This window comes from Pseudomonas chaetocerotis, assembly GCF_015712105.2.
GTDB classification, from domain to species: Bacteria; Pseudomonadota; Gammaproteobacteria; order Pseudomonadales; family Pseudomonadaceae; genus Aquipseudomonas; species Aquipseudomonas chaetocerotis.
In genome coordinates, this window is record NZ_JACFYX020000003.1 from 308,760 (window position 1) to 329,078 (window position 20,319).

At 65.1% G+C, this 20,319-nt stretch carries 17 protein-coding genes and 1 pseudogene; 7 read left to right on the top strand and 11 right to left on the bottom strand.

What is annotated here, in order from left to right; translation table 11 throughout:
- The first annotated feature begins 72 nt into the window (after positions 1–72).
- The 7 genes and pseudogenes from H3221_RS07710 to H3221_RS07735 all read left to right on the top strand — a co-directional run bounded on the left by H3221_RS07710 (position 73) and on the right by H3221_RS07735 (position 8,401).
- Positions 73–1,125 carry a TRAP transporter substrate-binding protein gene (locus H3221_RS07710; RefSeq protein ID WP_045736188.1) on the top strand — a complete coding sequence of 351 codons (1,053 nt, stop codon included), beginning with the start codon at positions 73–75 and terminating at the stop codon, positions 1,123–1,125.
- Between the two features lie 58 nt (positions 1,126–1,183).
- The gene (locus H3221_RS07715) at positions 1,184–1,714 is read left to right on the top strand and encodes a TRAP transporter small permease (RefSeq protein WP_196473409.1); all 531 of its coding nucleotides are present in this window, start codon (positions 1,184–1,186) and stop codon (positions 1,712–1,714) included.
- Positions 1,711–3,033, top strand: coding sequence for a TRAP transporter large permease (locus H3221_RS07720; RefSeq protein WP_192980506.1), 1,323 nt, complete (start codon positions 1,711–1,713; stop codon positions 3,031–3,033). Before H3221_RS07715 ends, H3221_RS07720 begins: the two co-directional genes overlap by 4 nt.
- A gap of 125 nt (positions 3,034–3,158) precedes the next feature.
- Positions 3,159–4,418: an OprD family porin gene (locus H3221_RS07725; RefSeq protein ID WP_196473408.1), complete on the top strand. Its 1,260-nt coding sequence runs from the start codon at positions 3,159–3,161 to the stop codon at positions 4,416–4,418.
- 179 nt (positions 4,419–4,597) lie between these two features.
- Positions 4,598–5,605: pseudogene (locus H3221_RS25775) on the top strand (methyl-accepting chemotaxis protein); the annotation flags it as partial.
- Complete coding sequence (locus H3221_RS25780; RefSeq protein ID WP_397427992.1) at positions 5,597–6,460, top strand: methyl-accepting chemotaxis protein; 864 nt, start codon at positions 5,597–5,599, stop codon at positions 6,458–6,460. The pseudogene H3221_RS25775 and the gene H3221_RS25780, both read left to right, overlap by 9 nt.
- A gap of 246 nt (positions 6,461–6,706) precedes the next feature.
- Positions 6,707–8,401, top strand: a complete 1,695-nt coding sequence (locus tag H3221_RS07735; RefSeq protein ID WP_196473406.1) for an FAD-dependent oxidoreductase — start codon at positions 6,707–6,709, stop codon at positions 8,399–8,401.
- 81 nt (positions 8,402–8,482) lie between these two features.
- On the opposite strand, the gene pcaC is transcribed toward H3221_RS07735, so the two are convergent.
- The 11 genes from pcaC to benC form a co-directional block, all read right to left on the bottom strand.
- The gene (pcaC, locus tag H3221_RS07740) at positions 8,483–8,878 is read right to left on the bottom strand and encodes a 4-carboxymuconolactone decarboxylase (protein ID WP_160017059.1); all 396 of its coding nucleotides are present in this window, start codon (positions 8,876–8,878) and stop codon (positions 8,483–8,485) included.
- A gap of 72 nt (positions 8,879–8,950) precedes the next feature.
- Positions 8,951–9,739 carry a 3-oxoadipate enol-lactonase gene (pcaD, locus tag H3221_RS07745; protein ID WP_196473405.1) on the bottom strand — a complete coding sequence of 263 codons (789 nt, stop codon included), beginning with the start codon at positions 9,737–9,739 and terminating at the stop codon, positions 8,951–8,953.
- A gap of 9 nt (positions 9,740–9,748) precedes the next feature.
- Positions 9,749–11,101 (bottom strand): 3-carboxy-cis,cis-muconate cycloisomerase, encoded by a 1,353-nt coding sequence (locus tag H3221_RS07750; protein ID WP_196473404.1) that lies wholly within the window; start codon positions 11,099–11,101, stop codon positions 9,749–9,751.
- A 79-nt stretch (positions 11,102–11,180) separates the two neighbouring features.
- Complete coding sequence (pcaF, locus tag H3221_RS07755) at positions 11,181–12,386, bottom strand: 3-oxoadipyl-CoA thiolase (RefSeq protein ID WP_196473403.1); 1,206 nt, start codon at positions 12,384–12,386, stop codon at positions 11,181–11,183.
- Entirely contained in the window at positions 12,383–13,165 is a 783-nt protein-coding gene (locus tag H3221_RS07760) for a CoA-transferase subunit beta (RefSeq protein WP_196473402.1), read from the bottom strand. Before H3221_RS07760 ends, pcaF begins: the two co-directional genes overlap by 4 nt.
- Positions 13,165–14,013: a CoA transferase subunit A gene (locus H3221_RS07765; protein ID WP_196473631.1), complete on the bottom strand. Its 849-nt coding sequence runs from the start codon at positions 14,011–14,013 to the stop codon at positions 13,165–13,167. The genes H3221_RS07760 and H3221_RS07765 overlap by 1 nt, the downstream gene beginning before the upstream one ends.
- Positions 14,014–14,159: 146 nt before the next feature.
- On the bottom strand, positions 14,160–15,440 hold the full coding sequence (locus tag H3221_RS07770) for an OprD family porin (RefSeq protein ID WP_196473401.1): 1,281 nt from the start codon (positions 15,438–15,440) through the stop codon (positions 14,160–14,162).
- A gap of 240 nt (positions 15,441–15,680) precedes the next feature.
- The gene (locus H3221_RS07775) at positions 15,681–16,895 is read right to left on the bottom strand and encodes a benzoate/H(+) symporter BenE family transporter (RefSeq protein ID WP_196473400.1); all 1,215 of its coding nucleotides are present in this window, start codon (positions 16,893–16,895) and stop codon (positions 15,681–15,683) included.
- 100 nt (positions 16,896–16,995) lie between these two features.
- On the bottom strand, positions 16,996–18,339 hold the full coding sequence (locus tag H3221_RS07780) for an MFS transporter (protein ID WP_196473399.1): 1,344 nt from the start codon (positions 18,337–18,339) through the stop codon (positions 16,996–16,998).
- 119 nt (positions 18,340–18,458) lie between these two features.
- On the bottom strand, positions 18,459–19,223 hold the full coding sequence (locus H3221_RS07785; RefSeq protein WP_196473398.1) for a 1,6-dihydroxycyclohexa-2,4-diene-1-carboxylate dehydrogenase: 765 nt from the start codon (positions 19,221–19,223) through the stop codon (positions 18,459–18,461).
- A gap of 71 nt (positions 19,224–19,294) precedes the next feature.
- The gene (gene benC, locus H3221_RS07790) at positions 19,295–20,305 is read right to left on the bottom strand and encodes a benzoate 1,2-dioxygenase electron transfer component BenC (RefSeq protein WP_196473397.1); all 1,011 of its coding nucleotides are present in this window, start codon (positions 20,303–20,305) and stop codon (positions 19,295–19,297) included.
- Positions 20,306–20,319 lie beyond the last annotated feature (14 nt).

Consider the following 20,319-nt stretch of genomic DNA (forward strand, 5'->3'; position numbering starts at 1 on the left):
GCGGCAGTCTTGCAGCCGAATTTGGCTGTACCTGAATCGCCTACTAACAATGAATAAGAAAGGACATTTGCGATGCACAAGCTTTCCAAGGCTTTGCTGACGCTGCTTGCCACCAGCGTCATGACCTGGGCCAACGCCGACGAGGCCGAGGTCACCCTCAAGGTTCACCACTTCCTGCCGGCGCACTCGGTGACCCAGGCCGACTTTCTCAAGCCCTGGGCAGAGAAGATCACCGCCGAATCCAATGGTCGAATCCAGTTTCAGTTCTACCCTTCCATGCAGTTGGGCGGCACCCCGCCGCAACTGATCGACCAGGCGCGTGACGGCGTCGCCGACATCGTCTGGACCCTGCCTGGCTACACCAGCGGCCGCTTCCCACTGGCATCTGCATTCGAGATGCCGTTCATGAGCCGCTCTTCGGAAGCCAGCAGCCAGGCCATGTGGGATTTCCTCGAAGCCCACGGGCAGAAGGAGTTCGCCGACGTGCATCTGCTCGCGACTCACCTGACCGATGGCGCGCTGCTGCACACGGCGAAGAAGCCGGTGCGTAGCCTGGCCGACTTCCGTGGCCTGAAACTGCGCTCGGCCAACCGCATCTCCACCAAGCTGATCTCCATGCTCGGTGCCACCCCGGTGGCCATGCCGGTACCGCAGGTGCCGGAAGCGCTGTCCAAGGGTGTGGTCGACGGCGCCGTGCTGCCCTGGGACGTGGTCCCTGCACTGAAGCTGCAGGAACTGGTCAAGTACCACACCGAAATGGCGCCGGGTCAGCCAGCGTTGATGCACACCGCGCTGGTACTGGCGATGAACCCGGCCAAGTACGCCAGCCTGCCCGATGACCTGCGCAAGATCATCGACGCCAACAGCGGCCGTGAACTCTCACGCCAGGCCGGCCATATCTGGGATACCAACGTGATCGAGACCGGGCACAAGCTGGCGCAATCGCGTGGCAACGAGATCTACGTACTGCCCGCCGAAGAACAGGCCAAGTGGATGGCCATCGGCCGCAAGCTGGACAACGACTGGATCAAGGAAGTCGAGAGCAAAGGCAACGACAACGGTGCTGCGCTGCTGCAAGAAGTACGCGACCTGATCGAAAGCTACAACGCCAAGCTGCCGCACTGATCGTTAACCCTCGTAGTGTTGGCCGGCACCTGCGGTGCCGGTCTTGCGGAGTCCTCTCATGATCGAAAACCCTGCGTTGCCCGGGCAGCATCAGCGCACGCGCCCGTTCGGCCAGTTGCTCGATGTCCTGGCACGTTGGCTGGCACTGGCTGGTGGCCTGGTGCTGGTCGCCATCACCCTGCTGTCGGCCTACAGCATCACCATGCGCAGCCTGTTCGATGCGCCACTGCTCGGTGACGTCGAGCTGGTGCAGATGGGCTGCGGCATTGCCGTGGTGAGTTTCCTGCCGCTGTGCCAGTTGCGTCGCAACAATGTCATCGTCGACGCCTTCACCTTGCGCGCCTCAGCCAGCACCCGGCGCTATCTCGACACGATCGGCTGCCTTCTGATGGCCGCCTGTGCAGCACTGCTGGCCTGGCGCTCGATAATCGGCACCCTGGATACTTACCGCAACGGTGAAGAGTCGATCATCATGGGCATTCCGATGTGGTGGTCGATGACGCCCTTCGCGCCTTCTTTCGCTCTGCTCGCCGTCGTTTCCCTGTACACCGCCTGGCTCGACCTGCGCGGTGAGGGAGGCCAACAATGAGCAGCGTCGCATTGGGCGGACTCTTCCTCGCCTTCCTCCTGGTTCTACTGGCCATCCGCATTCCAATCGCCATCGCCATGCTGCTGACCGGTATTGGCGGCTACGTCTCGATAAGCGGTTGGGACCCCTTGCTCAACTACCTGAAGACGGTGGCCTACGCCCGCTACACCGTGTACGACCTGTCGGTGATCCCGCTGTTTCTGCTGATGGGGCAGTTCGCCTCGCGTGGCGGCCTGGCTACCGGCCTGTTCCGTGCCGCAGCCGCCATGGTCGGGCACTGGCGCGGTGGCCTGGCGATCTCCGCCATCGGTTCCTGCGCAGCCTTCGGCGCGGTCTGTGGCTCATCGGTGGCAACCGCCGCGACCATGGGCCAGGTGGCCCTGCCGGAGCTGCGTCGCTACAAGTACTCCAACTCGCTGGCAGTGGGTTGCCTGGCGGCCGGCGGCACCCTGGGCATTCTCATCCCACCCTCGGTGGTGCTGGTGATCTACGCCATCCTCGCCCAGCAGAACATCTCCACGCTGTTCATGGCCGCCTTCGTGCCGGGCATTCTCGCCGTCATCGGCTACATGATCGCCATTGCCATCTATGTGCGCCTGTTCCCGGACTCCGGGCCAGCGCAGGAGCGCTCGAGCTGGAAACAGCGACTGCAGGCGCAGCAGGGTGTGTGGCCGGTACTGCTGATTTTCCTGGTGGTGCTCGGGGGTATCTACGGCGGCTGGTTCACCCCTACTGAAGCTGCAGCCATCGGCACCGTGGGCACGGGGTTCTTCGCCTTCACCCTGGGCAAGATGCGCCTGACCGAACTCAAGGAGGTGCTGCTGGGCACCGGCGTGACCACAGCCATGATCTTCATGATCCTGCTCGGCGCCGATGTGATGAATGCCTTCCTGGCCATCTCGCAACTGCCCAACTTCATCGCCGAAACCATCAGCGGCGCAGGTCTGCCGCCCTTCCTGGTGCTGGCCGGAATTCTCGTCCTGTACCTGATCCTCGGCTGCGTGATGGACACCATGTCGATGATCCTGCTGACCATCCCGATCTTCTTCCCGGTGATCATGGGGCTGGACTTCTATGGACTGGACCAGACCGAGAAGGCCATCTGGTTCGGCATCCTGGCCCTGATGGTGGTGGAAATCGGCATGGTCACCCCGCCACTGGGCATGAACGTGTACGTGATTGCCGGCATGGCGCGCGATATCCCCATGAGTGAAGCCTTCAGAGGCATCGTGCCGTTCCTGATCTCGGACATTGTGCGCGTGGTCATCCTTGTGCTCTTCCCATCGATCACCCTGTGCCTGGTGCGCTGGCTGAACTGAGGACTCGCGATGCATTCAGACGAACGCCGCTGAACCCCGAATAACTGCCACCACTCTCCCCGATGTAGAAGCGTATCCGCCGCTGCGGAGGGGAGCTTTCAACCTTGAAAAAGGAAACGATAACAATGAAAAAAACCCTGTACCTCGCTCCCAGCGCAATCGCCATTGCAGTCATGGCCTCCAGCCTCTCGGTCGGCGTTCAGGCCGCCGGCTTCGTCGAAGACGCCAAGGTCACCCTCGGCCTGCGCAACTACTACTTCAACCGCAACTACCTCAACGGCACCGATCCGGTGATCCGTGGCGAGCGCCAGGGCCAGGCCGAAGGCTGGACGCAGAACTTCATCCTCGATGCCCGCTCCGGTTTCACTCAGGGCACCGTCGGCTTTGGCCTCGATGTGCTCGGTCTGTACAGCATCAAGCTGGATGGCAACCGTGGCGCCGCCAACACCCAACTGATGCCGATCCACGATGATGGCCAGGCCGCCGACCAGTTCGGCCGCACCGCCGTGGCCGCCAAGGCCAAGCTCTCCAAGACCGAACTGAAGGTCGGCGAATGGTTCGCCGTGCTGCCGATCCTGCGCGCCGACGACGGTCGTTCGCTACCGCAAACCTTCCAGGGCGCCCAGCTGACTTCCAACGAGATCGATGGCCTGACCCTGTACGGCGGCCAGTTCTGGAAGAACAGCCAGCGCAACGATGCCAGCCGTGAAGACATGTCGTTCGGTGGCGTGAAGGGCGACGACTTCAACTTCGGTGGTGGTGAGTACCGTTTCAACGGCAACAACACCATGGTCGGCGTCTGGCATGCCCGCCTGGAAGACGTCTACCAGCAAAGCTACGTGCAGTTGACCCACAGCCAACCGGTCGGTGACTGGGTACTGGGTGCCAACCTCGGCTATGTCACCGGCAAGGAAGAAGGCGCGGCCAAGGCCGGCAATCTGGACAACAAGGTCTATCAAGGCGCATTCACGGCCAAGACCGGCAACAACACCTTCATGCTGGCCTACCAGCGACTGAGCGGTGACACCAAGTTCATGCGCATCGACGGCGCCAGTGGCGGCACCCTGGTCAACGACGGCTTCACCAACAGCTACGACAACCCTGAAGAGCGCTCCTGGCAGGTTCGCCACGACTACAACTTCGCCGGCCTCGGCATCCCGGGCCTGACCCTGATGAACCGCTACGTCAGCGGCTCCAACATCCACACCGGCGGCCGTACCGATGCCGAAGAGTGGGGTCGTGAATCCGAGCTGGCCTACACCATTCAGGAAGGCACGCTGAAGAACCTGAGCATCCGCTGGCGTAACTCCGATGTGCGCCGTGACGTGGGCCAGGATCTGCACGAGAACCGTCTGATCATCAACTACCCGCTGTCGATCCTGTAAGCATCACGCGACATCGCTGCACAAGTGACTCCTAGTGTTACGGCACGTTCAGCCCGTCCTCGTGACGGGCTTTTTTTTGATGTGCAACTGTTCGAGGAAGTACCCCCATGCGCTGGATTATCGAACGTAGCGCCGACCTCAAGGTCGGGCACAAACTCCTGCTGGGCTTCTCACTGGTCATGCTGCTGACCCTGGCAGTCGCCCTGGGCGGCTGGCGCACAGCCAGCGAGATTCTCGGGCATGCCGGTCAGTCGCTCCAGGTGGCGGACATCAAGCAACAGATCCTGCAACTGCGCTTGCAGGAGAAGGATTACCTGCTGGCGCCGCTGGCTGGTCATGACGCAGGCATCACCGAGCAACATGCGCGCATCGCCGCAGAGCTGGCTGACTTGCCCACCGACGCCGAGCAACTCCAGCTGTTGCAGCACGGCAACGACGCCTACCTGCAGCAATTCGCTCAACTGCGCGCGGCGCAGTCTCAGGCAAGCACCGCACAGACCGGCATGGCGATTCGCGCCGACGAAGCGCTGATCCAGTTCGAGATGATCACCCAGGACCAGTTCAACCTGATTCGCGATCAATTGTACGATGGCGAAACGGGCACGCAGAGCAGCGTCGACCAGGCCGAAGCAGCGGCGCGCCTGAGCCACACCCTGTTGCAGCTGCGCCTGGCGGAAAGCCAGTTCATCCGGAGCGCTGACAAGGTCGATGCCGATCTCTGGCAAACGCGCTTCGCGAGCATGACCGAGGCAGCTCAGCAACTGCGCGCGCAACTCGCGGCCCTGCAGCAGGCATCCCTGGACGAGGCCCTGCGCGCACTCGACAGCTATCGCGAATCCTTCGAGCACTACCGCCATAGTCGCGAGGCCGAGCAGCGCAGTCGCAGCCAATTGGCCGACCTGGCGCAAGGCATGCTGCAGCATGGCAACGACCTGCAGCAGCACCAGCAACGCGCCATGCAAGCAGGCAACCGCACCTCCCTGCAAACCCTTGCCCTGCTCACGACTGCAGCACTGCTACTGGCTCTGCTCGCCAGCTGGCTTATCCGCCGCCTGGTCGTCGGGCCGCTGCAACACTGCCTGTTGCTGGCCCAGCAGGTCGCGGCCGGCAATCTCAGTGGCAGTCGCATTGCCGTGCGGCGTGATGAGGTCGGCCAGCTTCTGGGCGCACTGCAAACCATGCGTGACCACCTGCGCGAATTGATCGAGCAGATCGGTGGCAGCGCGACACAGATTGCCGCTGCGGCAGAGCAACTCTCGGCAGTCAGCGAACAGACCCGCGCGGGTGTGCGCGAGCAGAGCGAAGAGTCCAGCCAGACGGCCTGCGCCATGCAACAGATGGTCACCAGCGTGCAGCAGGTGGCCGGTGATGCCGAGCAGGCATCGCAGGCCGCGCAACAGGCAGAATTGCAGGCCCGTGATGGCGACCGCCAGGTGCATCGGGTAGTCGAGCAGATCGAACGCCTGGCCAGCGAAGTGGCGCATACCGGACAGACGGTTGGCCTGGTACAAGGCGAGAGCCAACGTATCGGCAGTGTGCTGGATGTAATCAAGGCAGTCGCCGAGCAAACCAATCTGCTGGCGCTCAACGCCGCCATCGAGGCCGCACGCGCCGGTGAACAAGGTCGCGGTTTCGCTGTTGTCGCCGATGAAGTGCGTGCCCTGGCGCGCCGTACTCAGGACTCCACCCGCGAGATCGAGGCGCTGATCACCAGCCTGCAGAGCCGGGTACAAACGGCCGTTACCCAGACTCAGGCCAGCCAGACGCTGAGCCAGGACGCGATGAGCAGCGTCAAGCTGGCCGGCCAGAGCCTGACGCGCATCAATCAGGCGGTCGCACTGATCGAGCAGATGAACCAGCAGATCGCCAGCGCGGCCGAACAGCAGAGTGCGGTTGCCCTGGAGATCAACCGCAGCCTGGACAACGTACGCGGCATCGGCGAGCAGAGCGCCAGCGCCACCGAGCAGACCGCGCTATCGAGCGCCGAACTGGCCAGACTGGGCGGTGAATTGCAGCTGCGCATCGGCCGCTTTCGTACCTGAGGCCGAGAAACTGGCCTTGATCATCAAGGCCGTCGGGTGGACAACGCGAAGCTTGTCCACCGCCGCTGCTCACGAGCAAGACGCAATCGCGGCCCTTTCCCGGATTGCATCCGGCTACACCGACAATAAATGACCGCTAACCGCACGACTTCCCGGGCAAATCATCCGACAGTGCTTGGCGCCCCGGCAGTCGCCACATAAAATTCGGAACCAAGTTCCAATAAATAACAAATGCGGAGATCTGCCATGGCCAACGCCCTACTCGACTGCGACCTGCTGGTGGTCGGCTCCGGCGCGGCCGGCCTGGCGGCCGCCGTCAGCGCCGCGCACCTGGGCAAACGGGTGATCCTGGTAGAAAAGGACCCGGTATTGGGCGGTGCCACCGCCTGGTCCGGCGGCTGGCTGTGGGCGCCACGTAATCCGCTGGCCCGGCGCGCCGGCATCGTCGAGGACATCGAGCAACCGCGCACCTATCTGCGTAACGAGCTGGGCGAACATTACCGCGCCGAGTTGGTGGACGCCTTTCTGCAGTACTGCCCCGAGATGGTGGCGTTCTTCGAGCAGCACACTGCCCTGCAGTTTGTCGACGGCAACGGCATCCCCGATATGCACGGCAACACGCCTGGTGCCGCCAACGGTGGCCATCAGGTCATCGCCGCGCCCTACGATGGTCGCGAAGTGCTCGACCTGCTGCCGCGCCTGCGCAAGACCATGCGCGAGACGTCCTTCATGGGCATGCCGATCATGGCCGGCGCAGACCTGGCCGCCTTCCTCAACATGACCCGTTCACCCAAGGCGCTGCTGCACGTGATCCGGCGCTTCACCACCCACCTGTATCACCTGGCCCGCTACGGACGCGCCATGCACCTGGTCAACGGCGTAGCGCTGATCGCACGCCTGGCGCGCTCGGCGCAGGATCTCGGCGTGCAAATGATGGTGTCCACGCCCGCGCAGCGCCTGATCATCGAAGACGGCAACGTATGCGGTGCCATGGTGCTGCACGCCGGTGAGGAAATGACTATCCGCGCCAAAGCGGTGGTACTGGCTGCCGGCGGTTTTCCCAACGACCCCGAACGCCGCAAGGCGATATTCCCGCGCGATGCCAGCGGCCACGACAACCTCGCCCTGCCGCCTGCCAGTTGCTCTGGCGACGGCCTGCGCCTGGGCGAATCAGCGGGCGGCCACGTGGCCGACGACCTGCGCTCGCCGGTGGCCTGGGCGCCGGTTTCGAAGGTGCCCTACGCCGACGGCAGCGTCGGCCATTTCCCGCACATCATCGACCGCGGCAAGCCCGGCATCATCGGTGTGCTGCAAAACGGCAAGCGCTTCGTCAACGAGGCTGGCGGTTACTACGACTACGTCGACGCCATGCTCAAGGCCATCCCCGAGGATCAGCAGGCCTGCTCCTGGCTGATCTGCGACCACCGCTTCCAGCGCCGCTACGGCCTCGGCTTCGCTCGCCCGGCGCCAATACCGCTGTGGCCACATATCCGCAATGGCTACCTCAAGCGCGGCCACAGCCTGGAAGCACTGGCGCAGGCCTGTGGCATCGACCCGATCGGGCTCGCTGCCACCGTCGACGAGTTCAACCAGCATGCGCGCATGGGTGAAGACCCACTGTTCGGCCGTGGCAGCACAGCGTTCAACCGTCGCAGCGGCGATGCCCTGCATAGCGGTCCGAACCCCTGCGTTGCGCCCATCGAGCATGGGCCGTTCTATGCCGTGAAAGTACAACCGGGCTGCTTCGGCACCTTCGCCGGACTGCGCAGCGATGGGCATGCGCGGGTGCTCGATGGTACAGGCCAACCGATACCCGGGCTGTATGCAGCAGGTACGGACATGGCCAGTCCCATGGGTGGGCACTACCCGTCGGGTGGCATCAATCTCGGCCCCGCATTGACCTTTGGCTATATCGCTGGACGCCACGCGGCCACATTGTGATATCGGCCGGCCATGGGTGGCAGGCATAAAAAAGCGCCACCCGGATGCGTGGTCCGGGTAGCGCCCCATTGCTCGTACGAATCAGTCTTCCAGTGATTCCACGCCCAATTCGTCCCAGACTTCCTCGGCCAGGTGGAAGGTGGCATTGGCTGCCGGGATGCCGCAGTAGATCGCGCTCTGCATGAGCACTTCCTTGATCTCGTCGCGGGTCACGCCGTTGTTCTTCGCTGCGCGCAGGTGCAGTTTCAGTTCGCCCTCGCGGTTCATTCCGATCAGCATGGCGATGGTGATCAGGCTGCGGGTGTGGCGCGGCAGGCCGGGGCGAGTCCAGATATCGCCCCAGGCGTGACGGGTGATCATCTCCTGGAACTCACTGTTGAACGGCGTGAGCTTCTCCAGGCTGCGGTCGACATGGGCGTCGCCCAGCACCGCGCGGCGCACCTGCATGCCGGCTTCGTAGCGTTGTTTTTCGTCCATAGCATCACTCCGGGTAAGCATCGGTGCGCACGGCGCACCCTACCGTAGGGTGCGCCGTGCGCACCGATGGTTTCACTGGTTGAGGAAATCCAGCAGCGCCTGAGTAAAGGCATCGCCAGCCTCGACGTTGGACAGGTGCGCGGCGTGGAACTCCACCAGTTGCGCACCCGTGATCCGCTGCTGCATGAAGCCGCCGTTTTCGACGGTGGTGACCGGATCATGGCTGCCGCAGACGATCAGCGTTGGCGACTGGATGCCGGCAATCAGCTCGCGGAAATCGGCGTCGCGCACCGCTGCACAGTTGGCGGCGTAACCTTCGGGCGCAGTCTGCGCCAGCATGTCGACGATGGGCTCGACCTGCTGCGGCTGCGTTGCGGCGAAACCGGCAGTGAACCAGCGCGAGATCGAGGCGTCGCGCAGATCGCGCATGGCCTGCGCGCCGCCGGCCAGCACGGTTTCAATACGCGGGTTCCACACCTCCGGTGTGCCGATCTTGGCGGCGGTGTTGCACAGCACCAGGCGCGCGATGCGCTCGGGCGCGTTGAGCGCCAGCCACTGACCGATCAACCCGCCCATGGACAACCCGCAGAAATGCGCCTTGGCGATATCCAGCGCGTCGAGCAGGCCCAGCACGTCGCGGCCCAGTTGCTCGATGCTATAGGGCCCTTCAGTCACCAGCGACTGGCCATGGCCACGGGTGTCGTAGCGTAGCACCTGGAAATCGCGGGTCAGCGTCGGCATCTGCACATCCCACATGTGCAGATCGGTACCCAGGGAGTTGGACAGCACCAGCACCGGCGCACCGGTCGGCCCTTCGAGCTGGTAGTTGAGGTCGCCATCGGCGAGACGTACGGCAGGCATGGATAACTCCTAACGCGAAAATTGCTGGTGTTCGGCGACGGCCCGCTGCACCCAGCGGCGGGCCTGTCCCAGGTAATGGGCCGGATCGAGCAGACGCTCCAGCTCGGTAGCGGACAGCTCTGCGCTGACCTCGGCATTGGCGCCGAGCACCGCACGCAGGTGCACGCCCTGCTGCACCGCCTGGCGGCAGCACTGCTCGACCAGATGATGGGCGGCGTCGCGACCAATGCGCTGGGCCAGGGCGATGCTCACCGCCTCGGCCAGCACCAGGCCCTGGGTCAGTTCGAGGTTGGCACGCATGCGCGCGGCATCCACCTCCAGCCCCGGCACCGCCAACAGCGCCTGCTGCAGCGCGCCGGAAACCAGGCAGCAGAGTTCCGGCAGGGTTTCCCATTCGGCGTGCCACAGGCCCAGGCTGCGCTCATGCTCCTGCGGCATGGCGGCGAACATCGTCGCCACCAAGCCCGGCGCGCGGGTGGCGGCGCCGATCAGCACCGCAGCACCAACCGGGTTGCGCTTGTGTGGCATGGTGGACGAGCCGCCCTTGCCCGGCGCCGAGGGTTCGAAGACTTCACCGGCCTCGGTCTGCATCAGCAGACTCAGATCGCGGCCCAGCTTGCCCAGGCTGCCGGCGATCAGCCCGAGCAGGCAGGCGAACTCCACCAGGCGGTCGCGCTGGGTGTGCCAGGGCTGCTCGGGCAGGTTCAGCTGCAGCTCGGCGGCCAGCGCCTCGGCCACCGGCCATGCCTGCTCGCCGAGCGCCGCCAGGCTGCCGGAGGCACCACCGAACTGCAGGCTCAGCAGGCGCGGCTTGAGTTCATTCAGGCGCTGACGATGGCGGGTGATGGCGCCGAGCACGCCGGCCAGCTTCATGCCCAGGGTCACCGGGGTGGCCTGCTGCAGCCAGGTGCGCCCGGCCAGCGGCGTGTCGGCATGGCGCTCGGCCTGCGCCGCCAGGGCATCGCCCAGGTTGGCGAGATCGCTTTCGATCAGGTCAATGGCCGCGCGCAGTTGCAGCACCAGGCCGCTGTCCATGGCGTCCTGGCTGGTCGCGCCGAGGTGTACGAAACGTTCGGCCTCGGGGCTTGTCGCAGCGATACGCTTGCCCAGGGCCTTGACCAGCGGAATGGCGGAATTGCCGGCGGTGGCGATGGCCTGGGCCAGGGCGGCGAAGTCGTAGAGCTCGGCCCGGCAGGCGGCGGCGATGGGCGCCACCGCCTCAGGCGGGATCAGCCCCACGCGTGCCTCGGCCCGCGCCAGCGCGGCCTCGAAGTCGAGCATGCCCTGCACCCGGCCGGCGTCGCAGAACACCGCGCGTATCGCCGGTGCGGTGAAGTAGACATCGAAGAGTTGGTTGCTCACGAGCGGCGGATTCCTGCGGAAATGGGCATTTGGCCTAGTGTGGCATCAATGTCGGGCTGTGGTGCGCACCGACCAACACTCACACCCGCTCAATCGCCAGCGCCAACCCCTGGCCGACACCCACGCACATGGTCGCCAGGCCCAGCTTGCCGCCGGATTTCTCCAGCTGATGCAGCGCGGTCTGCACCAGGCGCGCGCCGCTGGCGCCCAGCGGGTGGCCGAGGGCGATGGCGCCGCCGTTGGGGTTGACCTTGTCGCTGTCGTCGGCCAAACCCAGCTCGCGCATCACCGCCAGCCCCTGGGCGGCGAAGGCTTCGTTGAGTTCGATCACGTCGAACTGGTCGATGCCCAGGTTCAGGCGCTCCAGCAGCTTGCGTACCGCCGGCACCGGGCCGATGCCCATTACGCGTGGCGCCACGCCGGCGCTGGCCATGCCGAGCACCCTGGCACGCGGGGTCAGGCCGTGTTTTTTCACCGCCTCGGCGGACGCCAGGATCAGCGCCACAGCGCCGTCGTTGACGCCCGAGGCATTGCCTGCGGTGACCGTCTTGCCCTCGCCGTTGACCGGCTTGAGTTTGGTCAGCGCTTCCAGAGAGGTGTCGGCGCGCGGATGCTCGTCGGTGTCGACCACCGTCTCACCCTTCTTGCCTTTGATCACCACCGGGACGATTTCCTCGGCGAAGAAGCCTTCGGCCTGTGCCCGCGCAGCGCGCTGCTGGCTGCGCAGGGCGAACAGGTCCTGGTCGGCGCGACTGACCTGATAGTCGTCGGCGACGTTGTCGGCGGTCTGCGGCATGGCGTCGACGCCGTACTGCGCCTTCATCAGCGGGTTGATGAAGCGCCAGCCGATGGTGGTGTCCTCGATCTTCTGGTTACGCCCGAAGGCACTGTCGGCCTTGCCCATCACGTAGGGCGCACGGGACATGGACTCCACGCCGCCAGCGATGGCCAGTTCCATCTCACCTGCGGCGATGGCACGGAAGGCACTGCCCACCGCATCCAGGCCGGAAGCGCACAGGCGGTTGAGGGTAACCCCCGGCACGCTGTCGGGGATGCCGGCCAGCAGCAGCGCCATACGCGCGACGTTGCGGTTATCCTCACCGGCCTGGTTGGCGCAGCCCATGAAGACTTCGTCGATGGCGGCCAGATCCAGCTGCGGATTGCGCTCGATCAGCGCCTTCAGCGGCACCGCCGCCAGGTCGTCGGCACGCACCGGCGCCAGACCGCCGCCGAAGCGGCCGATGGGCGTGCGAATGGCGTCGCAGATGTATACATCGCGGCTCATTCCTCACCCCCGGCCTGACCGTGGGCGGCGGCGGTACGCGCTTCCAGGGCACGCAGCGCTTCCAACTCGGTGTCGTTCGGTGCCTCGGTCACGGCCAGGTCGTCGGCGAAACGGATGGCCCAGCCGGTATTCTCGATCACCTGCTCGCGGCTCACGCCCGGGTGCAGCGAGGTGACGATGAACTCGTTGCTACCGGCTTCCGGCTCCATGATGCACAGGTCGGTAATGATACCCACCGGGCCCTTGCCGGGCAGGCCGAGCTGCTGACGGTGGTCGCCGCCCTCGCCGAAACCGACCGATGTGATGAAGGCCAGCTTGTCGACGAAGGTGCGATGCGACTGCTTGAGGATGATCAGCACTTCCTTGGCGCTACCGGCGATCTCCGGCGCGCCGCCGGCACCGGGCAGGCGCACTTTCGGATTGTGGTAGTCGCCGATCACGGTGGTGTTGATATTGCCGAACTTGTCGACCTGGGCCGCGCCGAGAAAACCGACGTCGATGCGCCCGCCCTGCAGCCAGTAGCGGAAGATTTCGCCAGTGGGCACCACGGTGTCGGCGGTTTCGGCCAGCTCACCGTCGCCGATCGACAGCGGCAGCACGCTGGGTTTGGCACCGATGGGGCCGGATTCGTAGATCAGCACGACGTCCGGCGAGGAGGTCAGGCGCGCCAGGTTGGCAGCCTTGGACGGCAGGCCGATGCCGACGAAGCAGACCGCGCCGTTCTTCAGGCGGCGGGCGGCGGCGACGGTCATCATTTCATTGGTGCTGTAGTGGCTCATCACTTGGCCTCCGCAATCTTTTTCTGGAATGCCGCAAAATCGGCGGTGCCACGGATGTATTCATCGATCCAGGCGCAGAAGGTTTCACGGTCGCGGGCAATCGGGTCCCAGGCCTGGTAGAAGCGGTTGTCGCGCTCGTAGTAGCCGTGGGCGTAGGACGGATGCGCGCCGCCAGGCACATGGCAGACGGCGGTCAACGCCCAGCTCGGCAGCACACAGGCGTTCATCGGCGCCTTGAGGTCGTCGACGATCTCCTCGACCGTGACGATGCAGCGCTTGGCCGCCAGGGCCGCTTCCTTCTGCACGCCGAGGATGCCCCACAGCAGCACGTTGCCCTTGCGGTCGGCCTTCTGCGCGTGGATCACGGTGACGTCCGGGCGCACCGCCGGGGTAGCCGCCAGCTTCTCGCCGGTGAAGGGGCAGTCGATGAACTTGATGTTCGGGTTGACCTTCGGCAGGTCGGAGCCGGCATAGGCACGCAGCAGGGCGAACGGCAGGCCGGAGGCGCCAGCGACATAGGAGTTGGCCAGGTCGGCATGGCTGTGCTCGTCGATTTCCAGGGCGTTCGGCCACTTCTTCTCTACCGCGTCGCGCAGGCGGTGCAGCGAGCCGACGCCGGGGTTACCACCCCAGGAGAAGGTCAGCTTGCGCGCACAACCGGCGCCGATCAGCAAGTCGTAGACCAGGTCCGGGGTCATGCGTACCAGATGCAGGTCTTTCTTGCCCTGGCGGATCAGCTCGTGGGAGGCGGCAGTGGGGATCAAATGGGTGAAGCCTTCGAGAGCGACGCAGTCGCCGTCGTTGACGTGGCGCGAAATGGCTTCGCCCAGGGTGATGATGTCGGCCATCGTGTTGTTCTCGCTTGGGTTGCAGGTGCCACCGGGCAGGGGTGGCGGTGAGTTCAGATTAGGGCGCGCCATGCGGCGGAACAATCCGATAATCGCCTTATGGTGCGATTATCGAACCATTCCTGATTGATGGTGCTGACAGCGCCTTACAGCAGGTTCCAGGTGTAACTGAGGATCAGGCGGTTCTCGTCGATATCGCTGCGGTAGTTGGAGCGCGCGGTGACGTTGCGCACGCGCACACCGAGCCCCTTGAGCGCGCCACTCTGCAGCGTGTAGCCGATATCCAGATCGCGCTCCCAGTCCTTGCCTTCGTAGCGCGCACCGCCACGGTTGGTGGCCTGGACGTCGACGTTGTCGCCGTGGATATAGCGCACCCCGGCCACCAATCCAGGTACGCCCATTGCGGCGAAGTCGTAGTCGTAACGCAGCTGCCAGGAGCGCTCGTCGGCCGAGGCGAACTCGAATGTCGGCACCTCGTTGCCCAGCGGGCTGACGTTGGCGAATACGCGTGGGAAGGCGTCATCGCCGAACATTGCCTGATAGCCGAGATAGAAGGTGTGGCCACCGTGCCTGGCCGACAGCAGGGCGAACAGCGCTTGGTTGTCGATCTCACCGAGCAACTGCTTGCCGTCTTCGGCCGAGTCGTAGAAGCCGAGGTTGGCGCCCAGGGTCCAGGTGCCAACCGGCTGGCTGTGCTTGAGGCCGAGGAAGCGCTGGTCGTAGATGTCTTCCAGTTGCGCGTACCAGGCGCTGGCGGTGGTGCGCCCGGCGTTGAAGGCATAGTCGCCGCCGGCGTAGTTGAAAGCGTCGCTGGTCGCCGCGCGCTGCGGCAGGTGACCGAGCATGGCGAGCATCTTGTCGTCGCCAGCCTCGTTGCGCAGGCTGGTGGAATTGAGATGCCCGGCCTGCAGGCTCAGTCCGGCGAACTCGTTGGAGACGACACTGACGCCCTGGTAGCTGGGCGGTAGCAGGCGGATATCGGAATAGGTCAGCACTGGCAGGTTGGGTTGCAATTCGCCCACCTTCAGCTCGGTCCTGGACACACGCAGCTTCGCTGCCAGGCCCAGGCGGCTGTAGTCGTCGGCGGCCTTGCCGCTCTCGCGGGTCGGCAACAGACCGGTATTGACTCGATCCGGGCTACTGTCGAGCTTGAGGCCGAGCAGGCCGATGCCATCCACGCCGAACCCCACCGGCCCAGGGGTGTAGCCGGATTTGACGTTGAGGATAAAGCCCTGCGCCCACTCCTCGGCCTGGGACTGCCGGTTCGGCCCGACGATGTCGGAAAAGTCGCGGCTGAAGTAGTAGTTGCGCGCCGTGAGCGTGGCGCTGGCGTCTTCGATAAACCCTCCCTCACCAGCCTGGCTCAGGCTCGGCAGGCAGGCGGCAATGGCGGTGGACAGCAGGCAAAGGCGTGGGCTGTGTTTCATCGGTAGCGTGCTCTTGTTGTTATCGAGGTTGCAGAAACCCGCCCGGCAGCCATTGGGAAGCCGGTTGGGGGTAGATGGATCGGGTCGATTGGAGCTATATCGCGGTTTGTAGGGTGTCGCGGGGCCGCCTAGGCCATGCGCACCAATACAGACGGCAACTGTTGATACGCGCGATGTGGCAATGGTTGGTGCGCATGGCGCACCCTACGAAAGCCGGTCCAGACGCGGATATAGCGTCGTTCACTCGCGCACCGGCGCGGCCCTCGGGTTACTCATGGCGCTTGGCGATTGCTGCCGTGCTCGCAACAGCAGGTGTGCGGCGAGACCGAACAGCAGGCCCCAAAAGGCCGCCGACAAACCAAGAAAACTCACCCCGGAGGCCGTCACCAGAAAGGTGAACAGCCCGGCGTCGCGCTCCCTGGGCTCGTTCAGGCTGCGCGCCAGCGCCTCACTGAACGCGCCATACAGCGCGAGTCCCGCGAGGGCGGCGATCAGCGCGGCGGGAAAGGCGGCAAACAGCGACACCAGGGTGGCGCCACCAATGCCCAGCAGCAGGTAGGCCAGGCTGCCGGCCACTGCGGCGATGTAGCGCCGCTTGGGGTCTTCATGAGCCTCGCGGCCGGTGCAGAGGCTGGCGGTGACCGCCGCCAGGTTCAGGCCGTGGCAGCCGAACGGCGCCAACAGCGCGCCACCAATGGCACTGGCGCCGATGATCGGGCTGGCCGGTGTGTCATAGCCGGCGCCGCGCAGCACCGCCATGCCCGGCATGAACTGCCCGGTGAGCGCCACCAGCACCAGCGGCAGCGCCAGGTTGAGGCTGGCGGCCAGGCTGAACTCGGGGCCGATCCACTGCGGCGTGGCCAGCTCCAGCACCAGCGCCTCGCTGCGCAGCTGGCCGCCGAGCAGGGTCAGCGCCGCGCCCACCAGCAATACGCCGGCCACCGCATAACGCGGCGCTATTCGACGCAGCAGCACGTAGGTGGCGAACATGCTGACGATCAGCAACGGCTGCTCCGGCAGCGCCTTGAACACCTCGATGCCGAAGGCGAACAGAATGCCGGCCTGCAGGCCGGCAGCGATGGAACCGGGCAGTTTGACGATCAGCCGGTCGAAGCTGCCGCTCAGGGCAATCAACAACAGGATCAGGTTGGCCACCAGGTAGGCACCGATGGCCTGGTTCAGGCCCAGCTCCGGCAGGGCGCCGACCAGCAGCGCGCTACCGGGGATCGACCAGGCGATCACCACCGGCGTGCGGTAGCGCAGGCTGAGCAGCAGGCCCAGCGCGCCGCTGCCAATGGAAATCGCCCAGACCCACGACGACAGGAGTGCCTGCGACAGGTCGGCGCTTTCCGCGGCATGGAAGATCAGCACCAGCGGCCCGGCGTAGGAGATGGTGGTGGCGAGCAGCCCGGCCACCAGGGCGGGCAGAGAACAGTCGCGCAGCAAAGCGTGCATGTCAGCCTCGCAAGTCAGTGTGGCCTTCCAGCAGCGGAAGGCGCTCGGTGTCGTGACGACGGGCCCCTGTCTGCTCACAGGCAGGGGCTCGGCATGCGGCTCAGGCCTTGGCAGACACCAGCGCCGCGGTCGCTGCCGCCTGTCGCCGCTGGCCGCTGAGGGTGAACACCGCCATGGCCAGGGCGGCGATGGCCCCGGGCACGGCGAAGGCGATGAAATTCAGTTGCAGCGGCAGGTTGATCGCCATCAGCGCACCACCGAGCAGTGGGCCGACGATGGCGCCGTTGCGGCCGATGCCCGAGGCCCAGCCGAGGCCAGTGGAGCGGATCGACAGGCCGTAGAACTGCGCGGCACCGGCGTACAGCAGAATCTGCGTGCCGATGGTGGTGGCGCCAGCAATGAAGATCAGCCCGTAGAGCACCGGCGTGGGGCTGTTGAAGCCCAGAAGGCTGATCGAGGCGGCGGCGGCGACGAAGAAGGCCACCATCACCTTGCCCAGGTTGAAGCGGTCGCCCAGCCAGCCGCCAAGGATCGCTCCAGCCATGCCGCCGAAGTTCAGCGCCAGCAGGAACGACAGGCTCGAACCCAGGCTGTAGCCGGAGTTGGCCATCAGTTTCGGTAGCCAGGAGCTCAGCGCGTAGACCATCAGCAGGCAGCAGAAGAATGCCAACCACAGGCACAGGGTGCGCAGCGCACGACCGTCGCGAAACAGCTCGAATACGCCAACGCCCTGACCCTTGCCATCGCTCATTTGCAGTTGGTCGGCGGCATCGATCCTCAGGCCCGGCTCGACCTTGGCCAGCACCGCACGGGCCTGCTCATTGCGACCCTGGCGCACCAGGAAACCCACCGACTCCGGCAGCTTCCACAGGATCAGCGGCAACAGCAGCAGCGGCACGGCGGCGGCGAAGAACATCGATTCCCAGCCGAAGCGCGGCAGCATGTAGATACCGACGCCGGCAGCGAGCATACCGCCCAGCGAGTAGCCGCTGAACATGACCGCCACCAGGGTGCTGCGCAGGCGCTTGGGTGCGTACTCGTTCATCAGCGCCACGGCGTTGGGCATCAGCCCGCCGCAGCCTAGCCCGGCGATAAAGCGGAAGATCCCGAACTCGGTGGGGCTGGAGGCAAAGCCATTGAGGATGGTCGCCGTGGAGAACAGCACAAAGCAGATGGCGATGCCCTTCTTGCGCCCGATCCGGTCGGCCAGGGTGCCGAAGCCGAGGGCGCCGAACATCATGCCGAACAGCGCGTAGCTGCCCAGAGCGCCGGCCTCCAGCGGGGTCAGGTTCCACTCCTGCATGATCGACGGCAGCACCACGCCGAAGATGAACAGGTCGTAGCCGTCGAAGATCAGCAGCAGCGCGCAGAGCGCCATGACCATCCAGTGAAAGCGGGAAAAACGCGCGTTGTCGATAACGGGGTGAACGTCTATCTGTCGCATGGCATCGGTTCTCGGTTTTGTTTTTGTTGTGAACTGCTCGGTTGATGTTTGTAGGAGCACGCTTGCGGGCGATGCAGTTGATGGATCGCCCGCAAGCCGGCTCCTACGCGATCAGGGGACTAGCCGAGATCCCCGCCACCTACCGGCAGGGTCACGCCGGTGATATAGGAGGCCTCGTCGGAGGCGAGAAAGAGGATCGCGCCGACCTGCTCGTCGAGGGTTCCGTAGCGCTTCATCAGGCTGCTCTCGACGGTCTGATCGACGATCTGCTGGTACCAGGCCTTCTCCTGGTCGCTCGGCTCGGCGGCGTTGCGCGGGATGCGGCGCGGCGGCGCCTCAGTGCCGCCAGGAGCGGTGGCGTTGACGCGAATGCCGCGCTCGGCAGTCTCGAACGCCAGGCAGGCAGTTAGTGCGTTGACGCCGCCCTTGGCCGCGCCGTAGGGCACACGGTTGACCCCACGGGTGGCGATGGAGGAGACGTTGACGATGGCACCACTTCCCTGCTTCAGCATCTGTGGCAATGCGGCGTGGCAGCACCACAGCGTGGGGAACAGCGAGCGACGCACTTCGGCTTCGATCTGCTCCGTTGCGTAATGCTCGAAGGGCTTGGCCCAGATGGTGCCGCCGACGTTGTTGATCAGGATGTCCAGGCGGCCGAAACGCTCGACCGCCGCCTGCATCACGCCCTGGCAGTCGCCGGCCTGCTCCAGGTCGGCGGTCAGGCACAGCACGCCGACCTGCTCGGCCAGTTCATTGATCAGCTCGGAGCGGTCCACCGCCACCACCTGCGCGCCCTCACCCAGCAACCGCTCGGCGACCCGTCGGCCAATGCCCTGGGCGGCGCCGGTGACCACGGCGACTTTGTCTTGGAAACGCTTGTTCATCTTGCCCACCTCAATCCGGGGTATCCGCTATCTATCCCCTCTCCCGCTTGCGGGAGAGGGGAGCCAACTTCTCAGGCACTGGCAGCAAATTTCTCGTAATAGAAATTGGCCGGAGCGATGCCCTGTTCGCGGATGTAGGCGCTGACCGCCTCGACCATCGGCGGCGGGCCGCACAGGTAGATGTCCACCTCGCCGTCGTTGAGGTGCTGAGGTTCGATGTGCTGGGTCACGTAGCCCTTATGTGGATAACTGCTCTCGGGGCTGGCCACGCAGGCGCTGAAGCTGAAGCCGGGGATGCGCGCGGCAAAGGCTTCCAGCTTGTCCAGCTCGACCAGATCATGGTCGTGGGTCACGCCGTAAATCAGGTGCAGCGGGTGCTCGCAGCCTTCGGCAGCGATCTTCTCCAGCATCGCGGTGAAGGGTGCCAGGCCCGTACCGCCTGCCAGCAGCAGCAGCGGGCGCTTGATCTCGCGCAGGTAAAAGCTGCCCAGCGGCCCGGCCAGGCTGATGCTGTCGCCAGCCTTGGCAAGATTGGTCAAAAAGCTGCTCATCAGCCCGCCCGGCACATTGCGGATCAGGAAGCTGACCTCGCCATCCTTCTGCAGGCTGCTGAAGGAGTAGGCACGGCTCTGCTCACTGCCCGGCACCTGCAGGTTGACGTACTGGCCCGGCAGGAAGGCCAGCTGGCTCAGCGCCTCGCCCTTGACCGACAGGGCGATGGTGCTGTCGCTCAGTTTGCGCACCGCGCTGATGGCCGCCTCGAAGCTGGCCTGCTGGGTCTTGCACACTTGCGAGGACGCCGGCACGCGGATCACGCAGTCGCTCTCGGCGCGCATCTGGCAGGTCAGCACGTAGCCCTGCTCGGCCTCGGTCTGGCTCAGGGCGTCCTCGATGTATTCCTCGCCGAGGTCGTATTGGCCGGCTTCGGCGAAGCACTTGCACGCGCCGCAGGCGCCATCGCGGCAGTCCAGCGGGATATTGATGCCCTGGCGATAGGCGGCGTCGGCCACCGTCTCACCCAGGTTGGCGTCGATAAAGCGGGTAACCCCGTCTTCGAAATTCAGTGCGATCTTGTGGCTCATGGCGCACCTCGCTA